The organism is Chryseolinea sp. H1M3-3, assembly GCF_029360725.1.
Taxonomy (GTDB): domain Bacteria; phylum Bacteroidota; class Bacteroidia; order Cytophagales; family Cyclobacteriaceae; genus Chryseolinea.
The window spans coordinates 1,165,347-1,188,719 of the sequence record NZ_JARKMY010000002.1; the positions used below are offsets into that span (position 1 = coordinate 1,165,347).

Sequence of the window (23,373 nt, forward strand, 5' to 3'; positions counted from 1 at the left end):
AATCATTCACCAAAGCCCCGGGGTTACAATGATACTTCGGGAATTAAATTCCGTCCTATGGTTTTTCAACTTCAAAAATGCTCGTCACTTGTGATGCCGTGAGAACAGATTTGTATATACGTACTTCATCGAGCGCGCCGATATAAAATCCGCCCCAGTTTAAGTAATTAGGATCGGCCTCATTCAGCGAGTAACCATTGCTTGGCAAATCCTGGCCAAACACGAGATTTACAGGCGATGCAGACTGAGAGATAGCTGTTCCTGGTGTATTGTCCCAATCTTTAACCAAAACTCCATTGAGATAAAACATCATATGTCCATTGCCGAATGTTACAACGATGTGCCACCACTGACCTTGTGTTACAATAGGGGAGGCGTTGTCACGATCGTAATAGGCCGGGTCAGGTACACCTGGAACAACAGCCTTTACAGTAAAGAATGCTTTTGGATCGGATTGAAAATTTAGCTTGTAGCCATTCCAGCGATTCATTGCGATCATGTACTGGTTATTGACTATCGGATCGTTGACATCGGCTTTTGCCCATAATGAAATAGACATGGTTGTAGGATTCAGCGCAGTGTTGTAAGGAATTTCCACATTTCCACCCTGATTGAAATGAAGTGCTTTATTAGCATCTCCATAACGGTCTGCTGTTAATGCAGGTGTACCGCCGCCCCAATAAGCATGTCCAGCCTTGATAACACCATCGCGGCTGTTACCTGAATAATCCTTAACAACGGTACCCACAGCTGCTGCTGCTATTTCGTCGAATGTCCATTGGCCGACGAGATTTGAAGGATCTATCGGAACGACCTTCTGAGCTTCATAAGCCGCGACAGCGGCAGCTAAGGAAACCGTTGCGTTGGTAACTGTCGCTTGTAAGGCGGTGGCATCATCTACTACACTTTGCGCCTGGGCAATGGCAGCGATCAGGGGAGCTTGCGAACCTTTAATATAGTTTCCCGTTGCAACGCCTTCCGCTGTACTTGAAACCAGTGCATTTGCTGCAGTAATCGCGCTGACCAGATCTGTTTTAACCACTGGAGGCGCACCGTCATCATCACCGGAACATGCAGCAAATAGGCATGCCGTGAGGAATACTGTCGAGAGGAGAATAAATTTAATTGGTCGTGTTTTCATAAATTATTGTTTAAAAGATTCGAATTAATTATTGATTTGAGGATTGGTATCCAGCTCTGATTGTGGTATCAGGAAGTAGCGGTTTTTTCCGTAGCTAAACCCAGTACCCGTTAAGGCTGCTTCGGCTGTAGACTGGCCATAGCGCATCAGATCAAAGTAGCGATGGAATTCAAATCCTAACTCTACTCTGCGTTCGTGTCTGATGGCATTTCGAACAGTTTGTTGATCTGTCGAAATAATCTCCGGTAACAAATCTGCGGGAACAACACCAAAGCCGGGAAGGTCTTTGTCGTACAAGTAACTCTCTCTCGCGCGTTTCCTAACCTCATTAAGGGGCCCTAACGCTTCTGCGGAACGGTTGAGCTCGTTCAACGCTTCAGCTTTCATCAACAGGATATCCGCATATCGGAGATATACATAATTAAGACTGGCGTCACCGATGATGGGTTCCTCTTTTAAAGGTTGTAGTTGTTTTTTCTGCAAGTACCCGGTGGGTGACCATGTTGGATCGAATGTTTCGCCATTGATCCATGTTTGCCCTGCCCGCCCTACCGTATAGTCTAACCGTGGATCAACAACATCCGCAGTCGTCTTTTCAAATTCGTTTACAAAGTTTTGCAACGGCACATTGAAATAATAACCATTGTCTTTTGGAGGCGAAAAGTATTGATTTAAATGACTGCCGAGCTTCGGTGATTGGTTGCTAAGATGTTGTATTTCAAAAAGTGATTCTGAATTATTTTGAGTAGAGTCTGTAAAATTATTTTTATAAACTTTTTCCAGGCCATAAATAGCAAGCCCATCGACGGTAGCGATAGCAGTCAGCGCATTTTCCCATTTTTGTTGATATAAAAAAACTTTTGCCAGAAGTCCGAATGCTGCTCCCTTGGTTGCTCTACCAACATCCGTCCCCGTATATTCAATTTCTAGCACATCGCCAGCTTCCTGAAGGTCTTTTTCGATTTGCGCATAAATGGAAGCTACCGGCGATTTTGGTTTGTTGATTTCTCCTTCATTCAATGGAGGATTTAATTTCAAGGGTATATCACCGAAGATATTGACGAGGTTGAAATAAAAGTAAGCGCGTAAAAATTTAGCCTCTCCGAGAATTCTGTTTTTGACAGCGTCATCCATTGGTATCTCAGGTCCGTAGTACAATAGATAGTTGGCGCGGGAGATGCCTTCATAATAATGTTTCCATATTTTTTCCAATGCACCGTTGTTGTTGGAGTAGCTGAACTCGTCAATGAATTGAATGTCGCTTTGGTCGCCTGCAAGACCGCCTTTTGTCGCATCATCTGAAGCTACATCGCCAAACACCCACAGGGCATTGTCGGTAGAAGCAAAGGAGGCAGCATTGTAGATGGCAGCCACAGCAAGAAATGCGTGTGCTTCTGTTTTGTAAAAAGTTGCGTTGGAATAGGTTCCTTGTAAATCCTCTTCCAAAAAGTCTGAGCATCCACCAAACGCGACCACGAAAATTGTGAGCCATACTTTAGTTGTGTATTTCATGATGTTTTCGTTAAAAGGTAAGATTGACACCAAGGTTATATGATCTGGCTGCAGGATATGTACCCCAATCCAAACCTGCAGATCCATCACCCTGACCTTGTGCATTGTTGCTGACGGTCATTTCGGGATCAAGACCCTGATATTTTGTAAAGGTGAACAGGTTGGTTCCTGACAAATAAATCCGCACTGCCGAAAAGCCATATCGTTCCAGTATTGTTGTTGGAATTGCATAGCCGATTTGAACATTCTTCACACGGGTATAAGAACCATCCTCCAGGAATCGGGTAGAATACTTTGTGTTATTTCCGGAAGCATCCCACGAAGCGCGAGGAAATGTATTGGAGGTTCCGGCGCCGGTCCAGTGATTGTCAAAATACCTTTGCGTGACATTAAATGGCCGGTAAAAACCTTCGATATCCCGATTCAGGACAGAGAATATTTTTTGACCGTAAGCCCCTTGCAAAAAAATCGATAAGTCCCAGTTGTGATAACTTAAATTGATGTTCAATCCTGCCGTAACTTTTGGTATAGGGCTACCGATGTGCCGCCTGTCGTTGCCATCAATCACGCCATCTGCGTTCTGATCTTTATACCTTACATCACCGGGTTGTATTCCTGTTCCCTGAAACGCGTTCGTGAAGATGTCTCCGGTGGTCTGGAATATTCCATTCATTTCATAGAGATAAAATGAACCGATTGGATATCCCTTTTCAGTTCTTGTAATTCTGTCTGAACCAATCGCTCCGCCGGCGATCGGCGCATTGACTTCCTGAACTTCGTTATGTAGCGTTGCTGCATTGGCACTCAATGAATAGTGAAACCCTCCAATGACGTTCGCGTATGTAAGCGCAAGCTCAAAACCACTGTTCAGTACTTTGCCGTTGTTAACCCATGGTGATTGCGCAGCGCCAGCAGAAGAAGCGATCGGCTGACGTACGAGCAGATCCGAAGTTATCTTGTTGAAGTAATCGAAAGAAGCTGAGAATTTGCCATTCCACATTTCCAGGTCAAGTCCGACATTCAACTGATTGCTGGTTTCCCATCTTACGATGTTGTTTCCAAGATTTGATACGGCATATCCCGTAGCCTTAACGTCGCCGAAGGGATAGTTATATCCGGCGTCTATCATGTCGGTGAACGGATAATCTCCAATCTCCTGGTTGCCAATGGAGCCATAGCCTGCCCGTAGCAGCAGCCTGTCAATGTAGCTGTTATCGGAAAGAAACGCCTCCTTGTCTATGCGCCAGCCTAATGAGCCCGCATAGAATGTTCCCCACCGGTTATCAACGCCAAAGCGCGATGATCCGTCTCGCCTTAACGTGGCGGAGAGCAGGTACTTTTCCTGGAAGTCATAATTGATACGTCCGAAATAAGAAAGCAGCGCACTTCCAGATTTACTTTCTCTGATCAGTTTCTGTCCTAACCCATTGCCTAGATAAGTAAGACCAGGAGTTTGGTCTGGAAAATTCTTTTCAGAAGCACTCAGTTCATAATTCTCAACCTTGATCGCTTCCGTACCAAGTAAAAAGATGAAGTGGTGTTCGCCCAGCGCCTTAGTATAATTAGCAAAGTTGCTGAAGGTCAATGTTTGAAATCGGCCATCACTAACCGCTAATTGATTAGGGTTATTGATCCGGTTGCCCGTGCCCCAGTTTCGATCAAATCGCCGCTGATTGGAGCTGGTAAAATCAACACCAACATTGGAAGTAAATTTCAAACCCCTAAAAAGAGATATGTCTGCGAAAAATTTTCCGAACAAGCGGTTGCTGATTTTCTTGTTGTTGTTATACTTCAGCATTCCCACGGGACTGTAACCGTCGCCAAAGAAGTCGAACCGTTCAGGTTTGTCAGTATACTCACCGTTAGCATCGTAAATGGGAATCGCAGGTGTGCGAAAAAATGCGTAGCGAATTACACTCCCGCCATTTCCTCCTGCACCATCGCCCGAACTGCCGATAAGATCTGTTGTCGCTTTTGTGATGTTTAAGTTGATACCCGTCTTTAACCAGGATTTTACTTCGGTATCAATATTTATTCTGCTACTTAAGCGGCTATAGTTGCTGCTTTTAATAATCCCTTCCTGGTTGAAATAATTTCCGGAAATGAAATAGCGCGTTTTGCCTTCTCCGCCGGCGATAGAAATACTATGCGACTGAAGGACACCATCTCTCAGGATAGCATCCAGGTAATCGACGTTGGGTAATGAGGAGCTGATGTCTTCTGTGATCAGCGGACGATGTAACAGTGGATTCTTATTAGCATTGTCATTGGCCGCCGCTTCGTTGTAGATAGACACATAGTCAGTTGTGTTAGTCATGTCGATCATCCTGCTAGGCGACTGAATACCCACCTGGCTGCTGATTTGAATCCGAGGTGCATCGCCTGTCCCGGATTTTGTGGTGACGATTACTACGCCATTTGCTGCGCGCGAGCCATACACTGCCGTTGCACCAGCATCTTTTAACACCGTTATGCTGGCAATATCCTGGGTAGCGATTGAGTTGATATCGAGCGTTGGAATGCCATCGACAACATACAATGGATTGTTGCCGCTATTAATGGAGCCGGCACCACGGATGCGCACCGACACACCTTCACCGGGAGCGCCTGTATTTTGCGTAACAACAACTCCAGGAGCCCTTCCCTGCAACGCCTGGTCTATGCTTGGCAGCGGCAGCTTATTGATCAGTTCTTCGCCCACGATGTTGACGGCGCCTGTTATTTTTCCTTTTTCCTGGACACTATAACCAGTGACCACAACTTCATTCAGTTGTGTTGCGTCTTCCTGCAAGACAATGTCAAATACCTTTCTTTCGCCTATCGGGACTTCCTGGGTAAGGTATCCTATGAAAGATATAATCAGTGCAGAGGTTTTTTGATTTTCCTCAAGTTGAAGAGCGAAATTTCCATTGACATCTACAGTGGTTCCTGAAGTTGTGTTCTTAATTAAGATACTCGCGCCAATAAGGGGTTCCCCGGCCGTTCCTTTAACGGAACCGGTCACCATTACCTGGCCAACTGCGTTGTACGCGAACGTTACCAGGAAAAGCAAATAATACATTCTTGTTTTTTTCACTGCATTGCTGGGTTATCGTAATTTATTTGGACGGTAGGATACTATGATATTGTGCGAGGTGTACTTGCCGTCGTGCATTTTTAGCTTGCTGCCTGCAGGGAGTACGACCAGCAGTCGCGACGACTTTGCAGGAATTTCAAAGCAACTTTCTTGTCCCGCGTCGCGGAAGAGATATGTATCCGTCAGCGCGTCGTACAGGTCTGTTTTGGAGTTATCATCTCCGTAAAAACAAACTGTTTTTGCTGTGTCGTAAGGATTGTAATACAAGAAAGTAGGAAATGATTTGTCTGCATAGAAGTCAGTAGCTGTACAGTTGATCTGCAAGATCTTGTCTACGTTTGTTTTCTTGACGATCGCTCCGAATATTCCGACCTGCGCGGAGCTATAGAGGCTAAACATTGAAACATCCGGTTGACCTTTGGTCCATTTAGGACCATCACCTATTGCTACAGGCGAAATACCTTTTAAATCCTCTCGTTTGTAGTCATCGGATTTACGGATGCCTTCATAAGCAATAACGTTTTTGGTAAGGTCCTTTTTCTCAGGAAGCCATTGGTGCTGATCGTCTATTTCATAGGGATAAAAAAGGCGTGCTGCATTGCTTACGTTCAACATCCACTTGCCAATAGCCGTAGCGTATCGGTTGTCATAACGGACCATCGGAACCAGGGGCCAGGCCATATCGAATGAGTTCATCAGAAAGGCATAACCACCGCCGTCCGTGATGCTTCCCTGCAAGCCATGTACATCATAGTCGCCCCATCGTTCTGCAATAACACCCCAGCCGATTCTGCCATCAGCAGCTTTGCATCCTTCGAAAGTCCAATCCAGGATTTTCTTTACATCATACTTTGTTCCGTGGTTTGCATTCAAACGTGCCGCCACTAATGCACCAAAAGGCATCAGCACTTCGTAAAAACGACTTTCTTTTTGATTGACAAAGGCGTCCATCGCCGATATAGCGCCACGCAGGTATCGCTCGTCACCAAATTTTTTATAGGCACATAAAAGTATATAGGCATGACCAGCCGAAACATCCTGCTGATGCGGAATGTTGTTGGTCATGCCTTTCATCTTACTATAGTCGAAGTAGGAATGGTTGTAATTTTCCTGCAGAACAGAATCAGCTTTAAAAAATTGTTCTGCGATAACACGTTGAAGACTATCGGCCTGTGGAACATTCGGAAACAGTTCACAAACGCCATAGTATAAAACGTTAGGGAAGACATCGTACCACCAATCACGGCCGTATCCGCCTCCGAGCAATGCCACAGAGGGATGGGTGTTGTTCATCATGATGTTCCATCCATTCTCTGCATTAAAATAGTTCTGGATCATCTTCACATAGTTGAACCCGTCCTGGTTTGTTTTATCAATGCCTACTAGTCCGGCACCGAGAATAGAACCCATGGTGCAAAGCGCTTCATGAAATTCTTTGCTTCCTTTTGGGCCCTGGCGGATATCGCCAATCACGGTATACATGCCAAAGGTGTTTTGTCGAAAGTTGCGCTGCGAACTGTCGATCCAGATAAAAGGTTGATACGCTTCGTTCAACTCGAGATTAAATACATACTGATCAAAATGATGGGCTTTTTCGTTCCAGTCCGTCATCTTATAGGGCTCGGGTTGGTCAGGCATCAACGCGATCCGATCAATCACCAATTGGGTGGTTTGATGTTTTTGATGACAGGAAAAAGCAAAAAATATAAATATGAGCAATGCCAGGCGCGATGCATTTTGTCTGCATGACGATGCATGAGAAATTGTAAATCGTAAACAGTAGATCAGAAATTGCCTCATGCTTTATTTAGTTTATAAGATTCCTTTACAATGTGTCTGGCCAGTGGGATAGATGCCAATTGCACAATCGCGATGACGATCAATGAATATTTGAGAGCAAAGCTTTCGGAGATATAAGTGGCGAAGTAAATGAAAAGGCCTAAACCCAGAAATCTGCCGACGTATAATCCAAACTCATGATTGAATATGTAAGTGAACTCATTCCGGTTTTCGATTTTAGAAACGACGTCGATTACCCGCATTTGTATAGGGAAATAAGCAATGTCGTGAAGCGGTTGAAACAGCACCTTGCATAAAACAAAGATCATGACACCGAAGGCTGAAAATAGAATTCCGTTGGCCAGCGTTCCTAGTAAAAAAATTACTAGCCCAACCGAGAAAATGTAAATACGATGTTCTGGTTTTGTTGTACGCCCGAGGAGATACAACATAACCGCAGTAGCAATACCGCTGATGCCTTGTACCAATCCTAATGAACCTTCATTGCCCACCATGCGCATGATCAGGATAGCTGGCGCTGTGACCAGGTATCCCTGTGCTAATCCTTTTAATCCGGCGAGGGCAAGCATTTTATTCCAGAGGGAATGAAATTTAAAATACAGGAATCGTTTATGTGTCGGGTTTTTGAATTTCTCTTTGTGAATAACGATACTGGAAAGTATTGTCATCAGGAATACAACGACCGTAACGATTTGATATCCGCTGTTAATATTTCCACCGAACCAGCCCCGTGTATCAGCGGTTGCCAGGAAAGCACCGACGATTAAAGGCACTAAAATAAAAGTGATGGTATAAAAGAAAGTTTCCAGACCATAGTAATAATTGCGGTTACTGTCATTTGTAGTATTTAACGCCAGGAAATCACGGTTCGACCAGAAGAAACCAAAGGAGCAGCCCATGAGTATTCCGGCAACGCCGACGCCGATCACAGAAAGATTTTCCAAGCTCATCATCACGAGCATGGAAAGACCGCTCAGTAACATACCAAAACTGTAAAGGCTTGAGATTTTTATACGACTGAGTAGAAAGCCATTGATCAGAAATGTGATCGGGATTCCCGTATAGACCGTGAGTTGATAAACGGCAACGATCGCCGGATCGTTTGAACTGCGCATGATATAAGCACCAACAAATATTTCGATGACGGGCAATACAAACGCATAGATCATATTTGTTACCAGCAGCACACGCGTATCACGCGGCATTTGCAGGAAGAACTGATATTCGCTTTGTGGTTTTTTTAACAGTGCGGTTAAGGTCATGATAGAACTTTAAGTGTGCTAAGAAATTTGCATTGCCATAAATATTCGAAATGTTATTTCACCGTAAGCGAGCTCAGTATCGTGCGTATTGACAATTCGGCGCCACAGATAACTTCGTCGCTTGCCCCATAGTAAAGACGGATAGTGTCGCCGTTAACGACGTGACCGTTGGTAAAAATGACATTCCCAAAAAATCCTTTTAGTTCGTACTCTTCTGTCGGTTCCATAATGGGCTCACTGCTACGGGCGAGGACTTTACTCGGGTCGATCAGGTCCAGCAAAATTGCACCGAGACAATAGCGGTGATTTTCATCAGCGCCATGATAGATCACCAGCCAACCCTGAGGCGTATGGATAGGGGAGCACCCGGCACCGATGCGGGCGCTGTCCCATTTATTTTTGCGCGTAGTAGCGATACACTTGTGATGGCCCCAGTGAATGAGGTCGGGAGATGCTGCGAGCCAGATATAATTTCCGCCGAGCTGCGGACTACTAGGCCGATGCAAAGCGAAATATTTGTCCTTGATTTTATATTCAAAAATGGCGCAGTCCTTATTGTGTGGCGGAAAAATCATGCCGTGACGAACGAAATGTTTCCAGTCACGTGTCTGCATCAGGCCAACGCCAACACCATACGAAGAAACCATCGTATACGTGAGATGAAATACGTTGTCGATTTCTGTAACCCGGCAATCTTCAATGCCATACGCTTCCAGGGAATCTGTTCCGAAGATTGGCGCATAACCTTCCGGTTCGTGGAATGATATGCCATCCTCACTGCACATCAGGCGCAGGTGTGACAACGTGGTGAGGTATTCTTTGTCTTTGTATTTAATAACCCGCGCGTCGGAAAAATCAAGGTGCGGATCGTTCTTGTCAAATCGAAGTATATCAATTTCTCCGTCCTTGTCGTACACAGGCAGGCTGATAAAACCCTCCTGCTGCTCAGGACGCTCCGCAACGCGGACCAACAGCCAGATCTTTTTGTTAAACCTGAAAACACCCGGATTAAGCAGACATTCTACTATCATTCCCTCCATGCTGGGGGCAATATTTTTTGGTTGCACCAGCGGATTTTCTTCAAATCGCCTGGCCAAATCGACGGGTAACACAGTTTGCATAAGTTTGTATACAACCGGATAACATACGATTGCACATCGCAAGCTGGACATTTATGAAGCAGCGCCTGTCCGGTGGGTTTTTTAAAAAGTACGCCCGGATATAAATAATCGGCAGTTGGAGAACCCAGAGGACACTTAATTAACAGAGAGGACAAACATTTCAGGTTTGTTGAAAAGGGAATGCATACGTTTGTAATAGCTTTTCAGCAAATATGTCGATGCTCAATTGACAGCTAATCCGAAAACAGTCTGCAACTATGTATTGTGTACTCGCAGTCTTTACGCTTTTCACAAATCTGATGCAAGGTGACAGTACGTCGCCATGGCCTTACCAGCATGTTGACAAAGCCGCGAAAATCTCCAACAGCGCCATCACGTCAGTCTACATGGATCAGGATGATTATGTTTGGCTCGGCACATGGGATGGACTAAACCGCTATGACGGTAGCGCTATCAAGGTTTATAAGCCTGATCCGTTTGTGAAAGGAACGATTAGCAATAATGTGATCCGCGACATTCTGGAGGATGGAAGGGGTAACCTTTGGGTTGTAACGCACCTGGGCATCAATAAATATAATCGCACAACAAACTCATTTCAGGTATTCCTGGATAGTTTGACCGATATTCCATTTCTGGAATATAACATAAGAGCTTGCATTGGTGCAGATTCATCCGTGTGGATCAGTTTGATAGGAAAGGGAATCAGTCGATACGCATATAAGGAAGATAAATTCCTTCCTGTCGCTTTACAGGGTTTGGACGCCAACTGGTTGACCTCTATTGTCGGACTTGGACAAAATAACGGAATGCAATACCTGCTTGGATCAGATGGAAAACTTGCATGTGCGGTAAATAACAAGTCTGTCTTTAGAAAACAAATTTTGGAAGGTGACCAGATCAAATTTCACAAGTTCCTTCACATGGGCGACCGTTTTTTTCTGGCGATTGTCAATACATCGAAACAGCTTCTCTTATACGATCTGGCTGATATTGAAAAAGAACCTGTCATTCTTAGTCTCGGAAATATTTCGGTATCGACGTTATCTGAAAATTCTAATCACACCGCAATTTGGATTGGATCAGAGTCAGGAGATATCCTAAAAGTGATTCCGGAGGGGAAAGGTTTTAATGTAGTTTCGATGAACGCCTTTTTTCCGACTTTTTCGAAAGCAAGGATCAAAATACTCAGCATTCAGGAAACTAAACAGGATATTGTGTGGGTGGGAACGGATGGTGATGGTGTTTATAAATTTCTCACTCGTCCAAAAACTTTTTATTCAATCGCTGAAGGGCGCCCGGAGGCCGGTCAGCTTTCTCATAGCATTATTAGGTCCGTATATGAGGATGTTTCAGGACGTCTTTACGTTGGTACGCGTGGTGGTGGACTGAATATCATCGATCCGGTTAACGGTAAGACTACTGTATTAAATACGCGGAACGGATTGAGTAACGATGCCGTGTTGTCGATTAATAAAGACCATCATAACAACATCTGGGTTGGACTCGATAGCGAGGGAATTGATATGATTGAATCGGGAACAGGAAAAATATTTCATTTTCCCCGCGATTTTGAAGGTAATACAGATCTTGTTTTCAGTTCAGTGTACTCCATTTGCATAGATGCGTTTAATGATATTTGGTTAGGAACAAGTGGTTATGGGGTCATCCATCTTAAGGTAGCGAAGACGCCTGCGGGGAAATATCAAATGAAAGAATTCGATCAGATCTCTCATCCTGCACATGCGCGCGCCATCGCCATTAAAAGCAACATTGTTTATACCATCGTCGAAGAAAAACCAAACTTGCTTTGGTTTGGTACACGCGGTGGCGGAATCTACCGTTACAACGCCCTGACTAAGGAAATTGAAGCGCACATTCAGGCAAACGCGGGCGAAGTAAATAGTCTGAGTAACAATGACGTACTCACCTTGCACATGGACAAGCAAGAACAATTGTGGATTGGTTCGAGCGGAGGCTTGGATCGGTTGTACCTTCAGAACAAACCCTACCGAATTGAACACTTCACCCAGTATGAAGGACTTCCCAATAATACGATTCACGGAATCCTGGAGGATCCCAATACCAACATTTGGCTCTCCACTAACCATGGTTTGGTAATGTATGACCGTGAACGGAATGCTTTCAAAAACTTCGATGCAAATGACGGCTTAAAAAATAATGAGTTTGCGGATGGAGCAGCATTTCAGTCAGCCAATGCCATGAAGCTTTTCTTTGGGGGAATTGATGGACTCGACATCGTATATCCCCATAAACTTCATGCGAAAAATTATTTCCCAAAACTTAAAATAACAGATTTTCATGTTCACAACGTGCCGGTAGGCGTGGGAGACGAAACGAAAATTCTTAACCGCCACATTGACGATACAGATACCATTACACTCAAGTACAATCAAAATTTTATCAGTTTCTTTTTTACAACCCTTGACTACTGGCATAAACAAAAAAGTGCTTATGGTTATTTCCTGGAAAACTTTGACAAAGACTGGAATGATATCGGTCAGCAGCAATCCATCACACTCACCAATATTCCGCCCGGTCAATATAAGCTTACGATCAATTACAAAAATGAGAATGGCGATTGGGGTACGGCCCCAAAGATCATCACCTTAATTGTCACACCACCGTTTTGGAAAACAGCCTGGGCTTATTCATTTTATATTTTGTTGTTCATTGGTTTACAAGTTGCAATTGTGTATTACATACGTTTTAGAGCCCGCGCGAAGAAGGCGATGGCCATGGAGAAATTCAAGACACTTCAGTTAAAGGTACTGAACGATTATAAGCTACAGTTCTTTACTAATATTGCCCACGAATTTCGTACACCCCTGACGTTGATCTTAGGGCCAGTGGCGTCGTTGCTTCATACCAACAATAATGCGGGAGAGCAACAACAGCTGAAAACAATTTATAGCAATTCATTGCGTCTTCAGAAATTAATCGATGAGCTTATTCAATTTCGGAAAATAGAAAGCGGCAAGGAAAATCTGTCGATTGCTACGGTTGACCTGGTTCCATTTACCCATGAAATTGTCGAGTCTTTTAAGCAGTATGCTGCCGACCGCGAAATGCAGTTGGAATTTTATCCGGAGCCCGAGCGATTAAAAGCATATGTGGATCACAAAAAAATTGAAAAAATTCTGATTAACCTGATCTCGAATGCGATCAAATACAATTCCAAAGGTGGCATGGTCAGCGTGACTTTAAAGGAATCATCAGGCAAAGCTGTTTTTGCTATACGCGATGAAGGTATTGGGATTGCCGAAGAGAACAGAACAAAAATTTTTGAAAGCTTCTATCATAACGCCGAAGTCATCAACACAAACGGTATTGAGAAAAGTACGGGTATTGGATTGTCACTTACAAAAAGCCTGGTGCAGGTCCATCGCGGTGAAATAGCCGTGGAGAGTAAACTGGGAAAAGGGAGCATATTTACCGTGACCATTCCGATCTCAAAGGAGTCGTACAGTGATTTGCCCGAGGAACGTTCGATGATTCTTTCACTGTCACATCTTCCAGAAAAAGTTTCGCTCGAATTTGAGACGGATCATTACCAGTCATCTCAATCCACACCTGACGATGCGGAACGCGCGCCACATGAATATGCCGTGTTGGTAGTCGATGATCATACGAGCATTTTGTCGTTACTCGAAAATATTCTGTCCGATAAGTATAAAGTTCATAAGGCACGGAATGGAAAAAAAGCGCTCGAAATTTTAGAAGAGGAAAGAATCGATCTTGTGATCAGCGATGTGATCATGCCAGATATGGATGGTTTAACCTTGTGTAAAAAGATAAAAGAAAATATTCAAAGCAGTCACATTCCAGTCATCTTGCTCACGGCGAAAGGGGAAATTGAAAACCGCATTGAAGGTTTACAGGTAGGTGCTGATTCTTATATTCCTAAACCTTTCCATCCGGAACATCTTTTTATCCGGATTGAAAAACTGATTGAACGCATGGAGATAATCCGAAAAAAATTCAGAAATTTTGCGGACCTCGAACTTACCAGTCTCTCCAGCGGAATGGGAGAAAAAGATGACGCATTCTTTTCTAAAATCACAAAGTGCATTCAAACTCATTTAAGTGAACCCGAATTTAATGCGGATACGATTGCCGACGAAGTAGGCATGAGCAAGACCTCCTTGTATAAAAAGGTGAAGACGATAACAAGTCTTACGCCACATGGACTTATCAAACAGTACCGTTTAAAAAAGGCAGCGGACCTGCTGAAGAATACAAACATGAGTGTTTCCGAGGTGATCTACGAAACGGGCTTCAACAGCCGCTCTTATTTTTATAAATCCTTTAATGAAATGTTTCATTGTCACCCGAAGGATGTTGAGCGGGAAAAGGGAATTAAGGGCATTTAATCAGATAACAATTTAATGTTATTTGTAGGTACAAATTTGTACAACGCGGTTACTGCTGCCACGTCCTTAAAATTGTAAGGTCATAAAAAAAGGGAGCTTCTCACTCCCTTTTTTAGCTTAATCCTGTTAGCTCCACGTCCGGTCGTGTGAACGTTTGTCGTCCCACTCTTTCGTTGGCGCGAAATAAGTTTTGTCCTTGGCGTGCAAATGTTTTTTAACTTCTTCTTCCACCAGTTCGACTCCAAGTCCTGGAGCATCGAGGGGAACAGGAGCATAACCTTTGTCAATTAACTTTCTGCCGTCCGTTGTTTTCACGAGACCTTCCCACCACGGTAAGTCTACTGAATGGTGTTCCAGCGCGAGGAAGTTTTGAGTAGCTGCTGCGCAATGCACGTTTGCCATAAAGGAAATCGGTGTACCGGCCTGGTGCATCGCCATGGCTATACCTTTTTCTTCTGCATAGTCTCCGATTTTCTTGGTCTCCAGCAATCCGCCTGAGGAGGCCAGGTCAGGGTGAACAATGTCAACGGCATGGTTATCGATCAATGGTTTGAAGACTTCCAGCGAAAAAATATCTTCACCGGTTAACGTTGGTGTTTCCAGCGCATCCGTGATTTTTTTATGTTGTTCTGTATATTGCCATGGCACCATGTCTTCCAACCACGCCAGGCGATATTTCTCCAGCGATTCTCCCAGCCTGATCATGTTGTTTAAATCAAAGTGACCATAGTGGTCGGTTGACAATGGAATTTCGTCGCCAACAACTGCGCGCACATCAGCGACTCGTTGTGCCAGGATATCCAATCCCTTTTGTGTGATCTGAATTCCTGTGAAAGGATGTTTTGCATTGGCATAAGACATGTAGTCACCAGAAAACTGTGAACCACCTTTCCAGAACTTTTCATTGACGAGTGTCCCAGGAGTATCTCTGAGCACGTTTATCGAAACATCCATCTTCAGCCAACTGTAGCCCTGGTCGACGGTACGAAATTTTACTTTTTCTTTAAAGACGTTAAGATCTTTCGATTCAGGTGTATCCGCATAGATACGAACCGTATCGCGATACCGTCCTCCTAATAATTGCCATGCTGGAACATTGTATGCTTTTCCACACAAATCCCATAGGGCCATTTCAACGGCACAAACACCACCGGCTTGGCGCCCTTGTCCCGCGAATTGTCTGATGATTTTAAATATTCTTTCAACGTTGCATGGATTCTCTCCGAGGATCCTGCCTTTCAATATGAGTGCGTAGCGAGGATCAGCATAGTCGCGAACTTCGCCGAGACCGTAGAGACCCTGGTTGGTATCGATCCTGATGATGGCGGTTCCTCCCATTACTTCAGTGAGGCAGTAGCGAAGATCTGTTATTTTTAAATCCGACGGCTTTGATGCTTTGTTCACTTTCGAAGTAGTCTGTGCCATCGTATCTTCAAAAGATAACCCCATAACACTGGTCAGTGATATTCCCCCAAGGGCTGTCTTCTTAAGAAAACTACGCCTGTTATCCGACGTAGACGGATTGCTCATTTCAGCCTGACGAGAAAGCGCGGCTTCCTGCTCGCGCTGTTTGTTTTTTTTGATAATTGTCTGAATTACATTTTTCATACTTTCATTGTAGGTTAGGTGTTAGTTATAAAAATCAAATTATTCACATTATTAAATGTCTCTATAAAAAATCTTTTTTATGTGCGCTGAATGACCTTGAAGCCATCATCAATTCGGAAAGCCGGAAGTTCACCACAACGAATTGGTTGTCTCTACATATATATTCCGAAGCATATAGTATCAAGGAGTAAACCAGCATGACTTTCTCACCATTTTGCTAACATTATTTTTAAAATTCGATCGGTCGGACTACTACATTAATCTTTCAATTTTTCAATTTCTCATCCTGAGTGGCAAATGCAAATAATCGCAGCGGACGCTGAGAGAATACCCGCTGAGGACCGCAGAGCTTTTCAGCGAGCCACTCTGCGTGCATTTTTACTCTGCGTTGCATTCCTCCGCGTTCACTGCGGTTAAAAAAACCATTAAGCCATACGCCTGAAAATTATAGTACCTATCTCCGAATGCAAATAATCGCAGCGGACGCTGAGGGAATACCCGCTGAGAATCGCGGAGCTTTTCAGCCAACCACTCTGCGTGCATTTTTCTCTGCGTTGCATTCCTCCGCGTTCACTGCGGTTAAAAAAACCATGAAGCCGTACGCCAGAAAAATCATAGTACCCATCTCCGAATGCAAATAATCGCAGCGGACGCTGAGAGAATACCCGCTGAGGACCGCAGAGCTTTTCAGCGAGCCACTCTGCGTGCATTTTTCTCTGCGTTGCATTCCTCCGCGTTCACTGCGGTTAAAAAAACCATGAAGCCGTACGCCAGAAAAATTATAGTACCCATCTCCGAATACAAATAATCGCAGCGGATGCTGAGAGATACCCGCTGAGAATCGCGGAGCTTTTCAGCGAACCTCTCTGCGTGCATTTTTCTCTGCGTTGCATTCCTCCGCGTTTACTGCGGTTAAAAAAACCATGAAGCCGTACGCCAGAAAAATTATAGTACCCATCTCCGAATACAAATAATCGCAGCGGACGCTGAGAGAATACCCGCTGAGGACCGCAGAGCTTTTCAGCGAACCACACTGCGTGCATTTTTCTCTGCGTTGCATTCCTCCGCGTTCACTGCGGTTAAAAAAACCATTAAGCCATACGCCTGAAAATTATAGTACCTATCTCCGAATGCAAATAATCGCAGCGGACGCTGAGGGAATACCCGCTAAGAATCGCGGAGCTTTTCAGCCAACCACTCTGCGTGCATTTTTCTCTGCGTTGCATTCCTCCGCGTACACTGCGGTTAAAAAAACCATGAAGCCGTACGCCAGAAAAATTATAGTACCATCTCCGAATACAAATAATCGCAGCGGATGCTGAGAGATACCCGCTGAGAATCGTGGAGCTTTTCAGCGAACCGCTCTGCGTGCATTTTTCTCTGCGTTGCATTCCTCCGCGTTCACTGCGGTTAAAAAGAACCTTGAAGACTTACACCAGTAACTATAAGCACTCACTTCCTTTCCATACGCGTACAATCTTTATCTTAAGCGTTACACATTGTATTGACTTGTACGTTTTACTATAATAAAGGAAACAACGTCGCGTACTTCCGAATTACATAGGTTGACAAAAGGTAAATTTTCCGTAAATAGTAGGACCAAAATAATTCAATTTTTGGAGACACTATTTGAAATCACCTTTGTAAATAAAAATCATGAGACGCATCATCTTCAATCTTCTAGTTTTCGCGGGCTTTGCCTGCACCACCATCACCGCGCAGGCGCAATTCGACCGGGTTGCCATGGATCGGGAATACATTATCTCTTTAACCTCCCAGTGGAAAGGAGAGCGTTTATCCGATGGAAGACCTTTTGTGTCGGATAATTTGCTTGAGCGCCTGAAGAAGATCGTATTGACACATGCTTGGGGTGGTTTGAGAAAACATAAATTCAACAACCAGTATCAGGGAAACTGGATGATGATCAATCCCGACAAGAACACCGTGATGACCGGCCGTGTTGTTACCGCGCAGTACATGCCACTGCGTCCTGATTTTGGAGACCTCATCAGAAAAGTAGGACTCGCAGAAGGACATGGCGAAAAAGCGCAGTCCAACGTATGGCCTATTGAAATGCTCCGTGACGGTGATGTCTATGTTGCCGATGGTTTTGCTAAAGTTGAAGAGGGAACGCTTATTGGCGACCGGTTAGCGAACTCCATTTATTCAAAATCGAAAAGAGGTGTTGTATTTTGGGGTACGGTAAGAAATATCCAGGAGATAAAAAAAGTAGAAGGTTTTAACGGTTGGATACTGGGCGATCATCCTTCTTCGCTTACAGAAGTGATGCTCACGTCTATCAATGCGCCGATCCGGGTAGGGGATGTTACCGTTTTACCTGGCGACGTTGTTTTTGCCAGTCCCTACGGAACACTCTTTTTTCCGGCGTACCTGGTTGGTTCGATTGTGTTGGAAGCAGAGATCGGCAATCTTAGGCACGCCTACGGCATTATGCGCAACCGTGCCGGCGACTGGACCACAGGACAAATTGATAGCAACTACACCCCGCAAATGACGAAGGAATTTCATGATCATTTGCGCAAAATGCCAGACGCTGAATTGCCGATGCCACGAAAAGAGTTGAATGAATACCTGGATGCAAACAAGTGATGAGCGAGGGTGAGTAATTCGAGGCTGTTGATAACATCCAGCTAGTTTCCGATATTTAGGATAGCGTCTTGCAGACAACCGCTTTAGTATTTTCAGTCATTCTAAAAATCAGGCTATGAAGGAACAAGTCGAAACAAAGGCGATAAACCTGAAAGGACTGGCACCGTTGCTTCAGGTATTTGATATGCCGACGTCTTTACATTTTTACAGGGATGTTCTTGGCTTCAAGGTGGTACAATCTTCCGGAGAAGGTGATGATGTCGACTGGGTTTTGTTAGAACTTAATGGGATTGATTTGATGCTCAATACTGCTTATGAAAAACCAAACCGGCCATCGCATCCAGATTTAAAACGCAATGAAAGCCATCGTGATACTGTTTTGTATTTTGGCTGCCCCGATACCGACGCAGCCTATTGGTTCCTCACTGAAAAGGGTTTGAAACTGCAAAAGCCTGCGATCACCGGTTACGGCTGGAAAGCTTTAAACATTACCGATCCTGACGGCTATGGCCTTTGTTTTCACTGGCCGGCAAATGCCGGGAAAGGCGATGTGATTGAGTAAAAATGTATTGATTGTTTCGCAGCTACTTACTCACTCTTTAAATTCTTCACCGGGTTTACAAACGTAGCGCGAATCGTTTGTGAGCCGATGGTGAGGATGCCAAATAAAATCAGGATCAGCACACCCGTTGCTATGGCTGGTAAGTCGAGCGAGGTGTGATAAGCGATCTGTTCTAACCAAAGGCCGTTGATGAAGTATGCTGCCGGTACACCCAACGCAATGGCTATTGATAGCATGGCTAAAAATCCTTTTGATAAAAGCAGTACCAATGCCGTGCTGCTGGAACCCAATACTTTTCGGATAGAAATTTCCTTCATGCGTGTCTCGGTACTGTAGGTAGCCATGCCCAGCAATCCCAGGCAAGAGATTAAAATGGCCAGCACAGAAATGAATCCGATCACTTTTACTATATCTCCTAAGAAGATTTCATAGTATTGGTTGATCTCCGATTCAACTTCTTTGTAATCTACCTTTAATCCGGGGTTGACAATCGACCAGGCTTTTTCGATCGACTTAACTGCATTCTCGTATGTTCCGGCATAGGACACCTGCACCAGGTTAAACCTGCCCGGGTCATACATCAGCGCCATTGGTCCGATGGTTCTGAACAAGTCGCTGTGATGATAGTTTTTCACAACACCGATGATGGTCTTTCGTGAAGAGTCTTGCTCTGCAATGATCTCCTGGTTGATGGCATCGCGGTCGGAACTGAATTGAAGTTTTTTAACCGCCTCCTGATTGATGACGACAAAATTTTTGTTCGATTCGCCACTTGCCTCTTTGAAAAAATTTCCGGCAAGCAGCTCAATGCTCATGTTGTCGAGGTAATTCTCGTCCACCAGGAAATATCTAAAGCTGTTCCATTCCGGATCTTCAAGCGTTCTTTTAAATCCAATACCATAAGATGTTCCTGCTGCAGGTATATGAGAGGTCGCTGTCACCGATGTGATGTTATTATGTTTTTGCAGTTCGTTCTTTAATGTTTGATGCGATGTATTGTTGAGACGCACGAGAATGTTGCTGCGCATATTAAAGCCGTGGTCTGTGCTGACAAACAGGTTAAGCTGGTTGTGAATCACGATCAACGACAGGATAAAGAAAAGTGAAAGTGTGAACTGTGCTACCAGCAAAACCTTTCGCAGCCCGAGGTGCGAAAAAACTTTCATGGTGTTAAGATTCTTCAGGACTTTCACAGGCTGAAATGCGGACAACACAGCTGCGGGAAATAATCCCGCCAGTACGCCTACGACGACGGCAAAAACAACAAAGATTCCGTAAACCACATAGTTCGCTTCAAGGTCCCAACGGAACATCCGTGCGAAATTCAGTTGAAGGATCAAAGGCTTTATGATAACCATGAGACCCATGGCACTAACGAGTGCGATAAGCGCCACGAGTATTGACTCCGTCAGAAATTGCGTGAGGATTTGTCCGCGCATGGCGCCGGTAACTTTGCGTACACCAATCTCACGGGCACGCGTAAGGGAGCGTGCAATGGAAAGGTTGGTAAAATTAAAACACGATGTAAGCAAGATGACTAGTGCAAGACCACCCAGGAAATACACAAACACCCACGGTAACATGGGACCGATGGGATTGCCCATCATAGGGCCGGGCGTTATGTCCAGCATCGCGTGCAAGTTAAACTTCATTTTGTACACGCCAGGGTTGGTGATGGAGCCGATGTGCTGCTGGTAAATCTTATCGAGATGTTGTTGGATGTCCTCAGGAGATTTTCCTTCCTCTATCATGATGTACGTCCAGCCGTTCCAGAAGTTGGTCCAGTTGTCCATTTCATCTTTATAATCATGCTCATTCAGTATGCTTTTAACGGACGCCATACTGGCCAGACTTTCAAATACAATATGCGATTTTTTGTCAGTCTCTTTCAATACACCGGTAACAGTGAAAGTACCTATATCGCCGACTTTTATGGTTTGTCCCAGCGGATTTTCTTCCTTAAAAAGTTTGTTGGCAGCTTTCCGGGTGAGGACGACTGTATAAGGATCTTTCAGTGCTGTGGCGGGATCACCATACTGGAATTCATATTCAAAAAATTCAAACACTTCAGGGTCGGCAAAGAAACCTGCCAGCGGAATGTTTACATTCTGGTTTTCTAATTCCAGCCAGCCATTGCCAAAGCCTCTTTTTATACGCACGACTTTTTCAACACCGGTATAGTTTTCCAGCAGCTCCTCTTTAAGTTTCATGGTAGATGCAGAACTGGGTCTATGGCCTTTGTCCACACTATCAGCTTCAAGCGTAGTGACCTGGAAGATCCTGTCGCCTTTTGTATTGTAACGGTCGTGATTCATCTGATCGGCTACCAGCATCATGATGCCCATGCAGATCGACATGGCTACGGCAAGGCCAAAAATATTGATAAAAGAAAAAAACCGGTGGCGAAGCAAGCTGCGGATGGCAGTCTTTAGGTAGTTTCGGAGCATAGAGTTTTATTTTGGCTGGAGTATGCTATTTGTGTTAGACGCAAGCAAAGGCCAATAGGTTACTTTAATTTTTTGAATATTCGGACTCTTGTAAAGGTGATCGGTAATCGGTTATCGGTAATCGGGTAAGCGGTAATCGGTTTGCTCGATTGACGATTGTGCAGGGTTTTATGAATCACGCAAGGGCGCCACGGCGCAAAGGGCGAGGAGGAAGTAATATGATGTTGAAAGCGACGCTTGGTTTTAAAAGAATCCAACACGCATAAGATCGCCCCACTACCGAACACCGCTACCCTTTCCTTCAAACCCGACCAGCCCTCAACATCATATTACCTCCTTGTCACTCTTTGCGCCGTGGCGCCTTTGCGTGATTCATAAAACCTGCACAAACTTCGATCGAGCGAACCGATCACTGCTTACCCGATCACTACTTACCTCCTCCATATTGATTTAAGGTTGTGTTAGTGAAAACTTTCACAAAATAGTTCTGACCTACGTCTTAAAGGTTTTTAACCGCAGTGAACACGGAGGGAATACACGCAGAGAAAAAATCCACGCAGAGCCGCTCGACCAAGATCTCTGCGGATCTCAGCGGGTATTCCCTCAGCGTTTTCTGCGCTTATTTGTATTTGCTGGCTAGGCGTTAGATAATATAAAGTTCTAACGTACGTCTTAAAGGTTTTTTTTAACGGCAGCGAACGCGGAGGAATAACCGCGGAGAAAATGCACGCAGAGAGGCTCGACCGAAATCTCTGTATCTCAGCGGGTATCACCTCCGCGTTTTCTGCGCTTATTTGTATTTAAAAGGAAGTGGTCGGCGTTAGGAGTAAGCGACCATAGTTACTGGCATCTCTGACTGGAAACTTCAACAAATAAAAAAGGAGCACGAAGCTCCTTTTTTTAACACAAAAATACAACGCATCACGCACTAGGCAGTGGGTTACCGATAACCGCTTACCGATTACCGCTTACCCGATCACCGCTTTCCTCTGGCTCTTCAGTTTCTGCCGGCGTTGTCGGTTTGACATCCTGCACAGCAAATCCCCATTGCGCCAACACGCGACGCTGTCGCATGTACTTGCCCGACAATGCATCGCGGAAACCACGGATGGCATCGCGTAACGCGGGCAAGTTCAGGTTGCGCTCCTGGAAGCTTTGATGCATTTCAATGCGCGCGGCTTCTGCACGATCGTGTGCGGCGACAACCTTGTCGATCAGCGGACCAATGACGGTCCAATCCAGCGTACTTAAAGGCGACGCTGTACCTTCTGCGTTGTGCTTTTGTTGCACTTTTTTGGCCAGGTCCAATAATTCCTTGGAGCTGCCCGGGAGACTAACTTTGTTCTTCATATAAGAAGGGGTTTAAGTGAATAATGATTCAAACATAACAGCGGTCATTCCACCCGGCTGGGAATTTGGATGAGGTCAAAAGAATTTTTGATGGATAAAACAGCGGAGACCGGCCGGCACTGAGAAAAAGCCTTGGAAATCAGGCATTAGCGGCCACAGGACCTTCGACGGTTCCTTGCTGAATGCCGGGCGTGAATTGAATGTAAAGAAGGCAGGGAAACATCTTGACCCCATTGCGCCCTCAAAATCATTTTAATTTTCATCTTACACCGATTGATTTTCACGTTTTACATATTGTACACGTGAAAATACATCTGTGTAGTCAGGCTACACATCTTTGGCACCGCGTTATACATCTGTAACTTCAGGTTATACATATTGTATTTCACGTTATACATATTGTTAGTCAGGTTATACATCTTTGTAGTCACGTTATACATATTGTACACGTGACTATACATATTGAACTTCCGGTTATACATATGTGTAGCCA

At 44.6% G+C, this 23,373-nt stretch carries 13 protein-coding genes; 3 read left to right on the plus strand and 10 right to left on the minus strand.

The window, feature by feature from the left end; translation table 11 throughout:
* Positions 1 to 55 precede the first annotated feature (55 nt).
* The 6 genes from P2W71_RS12420 to P2W71_RS12445 are packed head-to-tail and all read right to left on the minus strand — an operon-like array spanning position 56 to position 9,912.
* Positions 56 to 1,141: a LamG domain-containing protein gene (locus P2W71_RS12420; RefSeq protein WP_276371425.1), complete on the minus strand. Its 1,086-nt coding sequence runs from the start codon at positions 1,139 to 1,141 to the stop codon at positions 56 to 58.
* A 24-nt stretch (positions 1,142 to 1,165) separates the two neighbouring features.
* Positions 1,166 to 2,653, minus strand: a complete 1,488-nt coding sequence (locus P2W71_RS12425) for a RagB/SusD family nutrient uptake outer membrane protein (protein WP_276371428.1) — start codon at positions 2,651 to 2,653, stop codon at positions 1,166 to 1,168.
* Between the two features lie 10 nt (positions 2,654 to 2,663).
* Entirely contained in the window at positions 2,664 to 5,729 is a 3,066-nt protein-coding gene (locus P2W71_RS12430) for a TonB-dependent receptor (protein WP_276371431.1), read from the minus strand.
* Positions 5,730 to 5,741: 12 nt separating this feature from the next.
* On the minus strand, positions 5,742 to 7,529 hold the full coding sequence (locus P2W71_RS12435) for a hypothetical protein (RefSeq protein WP_276371432.1): 1,788 nt from the start codon (positions 7,527 to 7,529) through the stop codon (positions 5,742 to 5,744).
* The gene (locus tag P2W71_RS12440; protein WP_276371434.1) at positions 7,526 to 8,791 is read right to left on the minus strand and encodes a hypothetical protein; all 1,266 of its coding nucleotides are present in this window, start codon (positions 8,789 to 8,791) and stop codon (positions 7,526 to 7,528) included. Before P2W71_RS12440 ends, P2W71_RS12435 begins: the two co-directional genes overlap by 4 nt.
* A gap of 53 nt (positions 8,792 to 8,844) precedes the next feature.
* Complete coding sequence (locus tag P2W71_RS12445; RefSeq protein WP_276371436.1) at positions 8,845 to 9,912, minus strand: glycoside hydrolase family 130 protein; 1,068 nt, start codon at positions 9,910 to 9,912, stop codon at positions 8,845 to 8,847.
* Between the two features lie 257 nt (positions 9,913 to 10,169).
* On the opposite strand from P2W71_RS12445, the gene P2W71_RS12450 reads away from it, so the two are divergent.
* Positions 10,170 to 14,303, plus strand: a complete 4,134-nt coding sequence (locus P2W71_RS12450; protein ID WP_276371438.1) for a hybrid sensor histidine kinase/response regulator transcription factor — start codon at positions 10,170 to 10,172, stop codon at positions 14,301 to 14,303.
* A gap of 126 nt (positions 14,304 to 14,429) precedes the next feature.
* On the opposite strand, the gene P2W71_RS12455 is transcribed toward P2W71_RS12450, so the two are convergent.
* Positions 14,430 to 15,911: a mandelate racemase/muconate lactonizing enzyme family protein gene (locus P2W71_RS12455; protein WP_276371440.1), complete on the minus strand. Its 1,482-nt coding sequence runs from the start codon at positions 15,909 to 15,911 to the stop codon at positions 14,430 to 14,432.
* Between the two features lie 1,656 nt (positions 15,912 to 17,567).
* Between P2W71_RS12455 and P2W71_RS12460 the strand changes: the two genes are divergently transcribed.
* On the plus strand, positions 17,568 to 18,521 hold the full coding sequence (locus tag P2W71_RS12460; RefSeq protein ID WP_276371442.1) for an RraA family protein: 954 nt from the start codon (positions 17,568 to 17,570) through the stop codon (positions 18,519 to 18,521).
* 115 nt (positions 18,522 to 18,636) lie between these two features.
* On the plus strand, positions 18,637 to 19,083 hold the full coding sequence (locus P2W71_RS12465) for a VOC family protein (RefSeq protein ID WP_276371445.1): 447 nt from the start codon (positions 18,637 to 18,639) through the stop codon (positions 19,081 to 19,083).
* A 26-nt stretch (positions 19,084 to 19,109) separates the two neighbouring features.
* Here P2W71_RS12465 and P2W71_RS12470 read toward each other — a convergent pair whose 3' ends face one another.
* From P2W71_RS12470 to P2W71_RS12480, 3 genes are all read right to left on the minus strand, one after another.
* Positions 19,110 to 21,530 (minus strand): ABC transporter permease, encoded by a 2,421-nt coding sequence (locus tag P2W71_RS12470; protein ID WP_276371447.1) that lies wholly within the window; start codon positions 21,528 to 21,530, stop codon positions 19,110 to 19,112.
* A 954-nt stretch (positions 21,531 to 22,484) separates the two neighbouring features.
* Complete coding sequence (locus tag P2W71_RS12475) at positions 22,485 to 22,880, minus strand: hypothetical protein (RefSeq protein ID WP_276371450.1); 396 nt, start codon at positions 22,878 to 22,880, stop codon at positions 22,485 to 22,487.
* Positions 22,881 to 23,167: 287 nt separating this feature from the next.
* Positions 23,168 to 23,373: hypothetical protein (locus P2W71_RS12480; protein ID WP_276371453.1), on the minus strand; the 206-nt coding region annotated here is incomplete at its 5' end.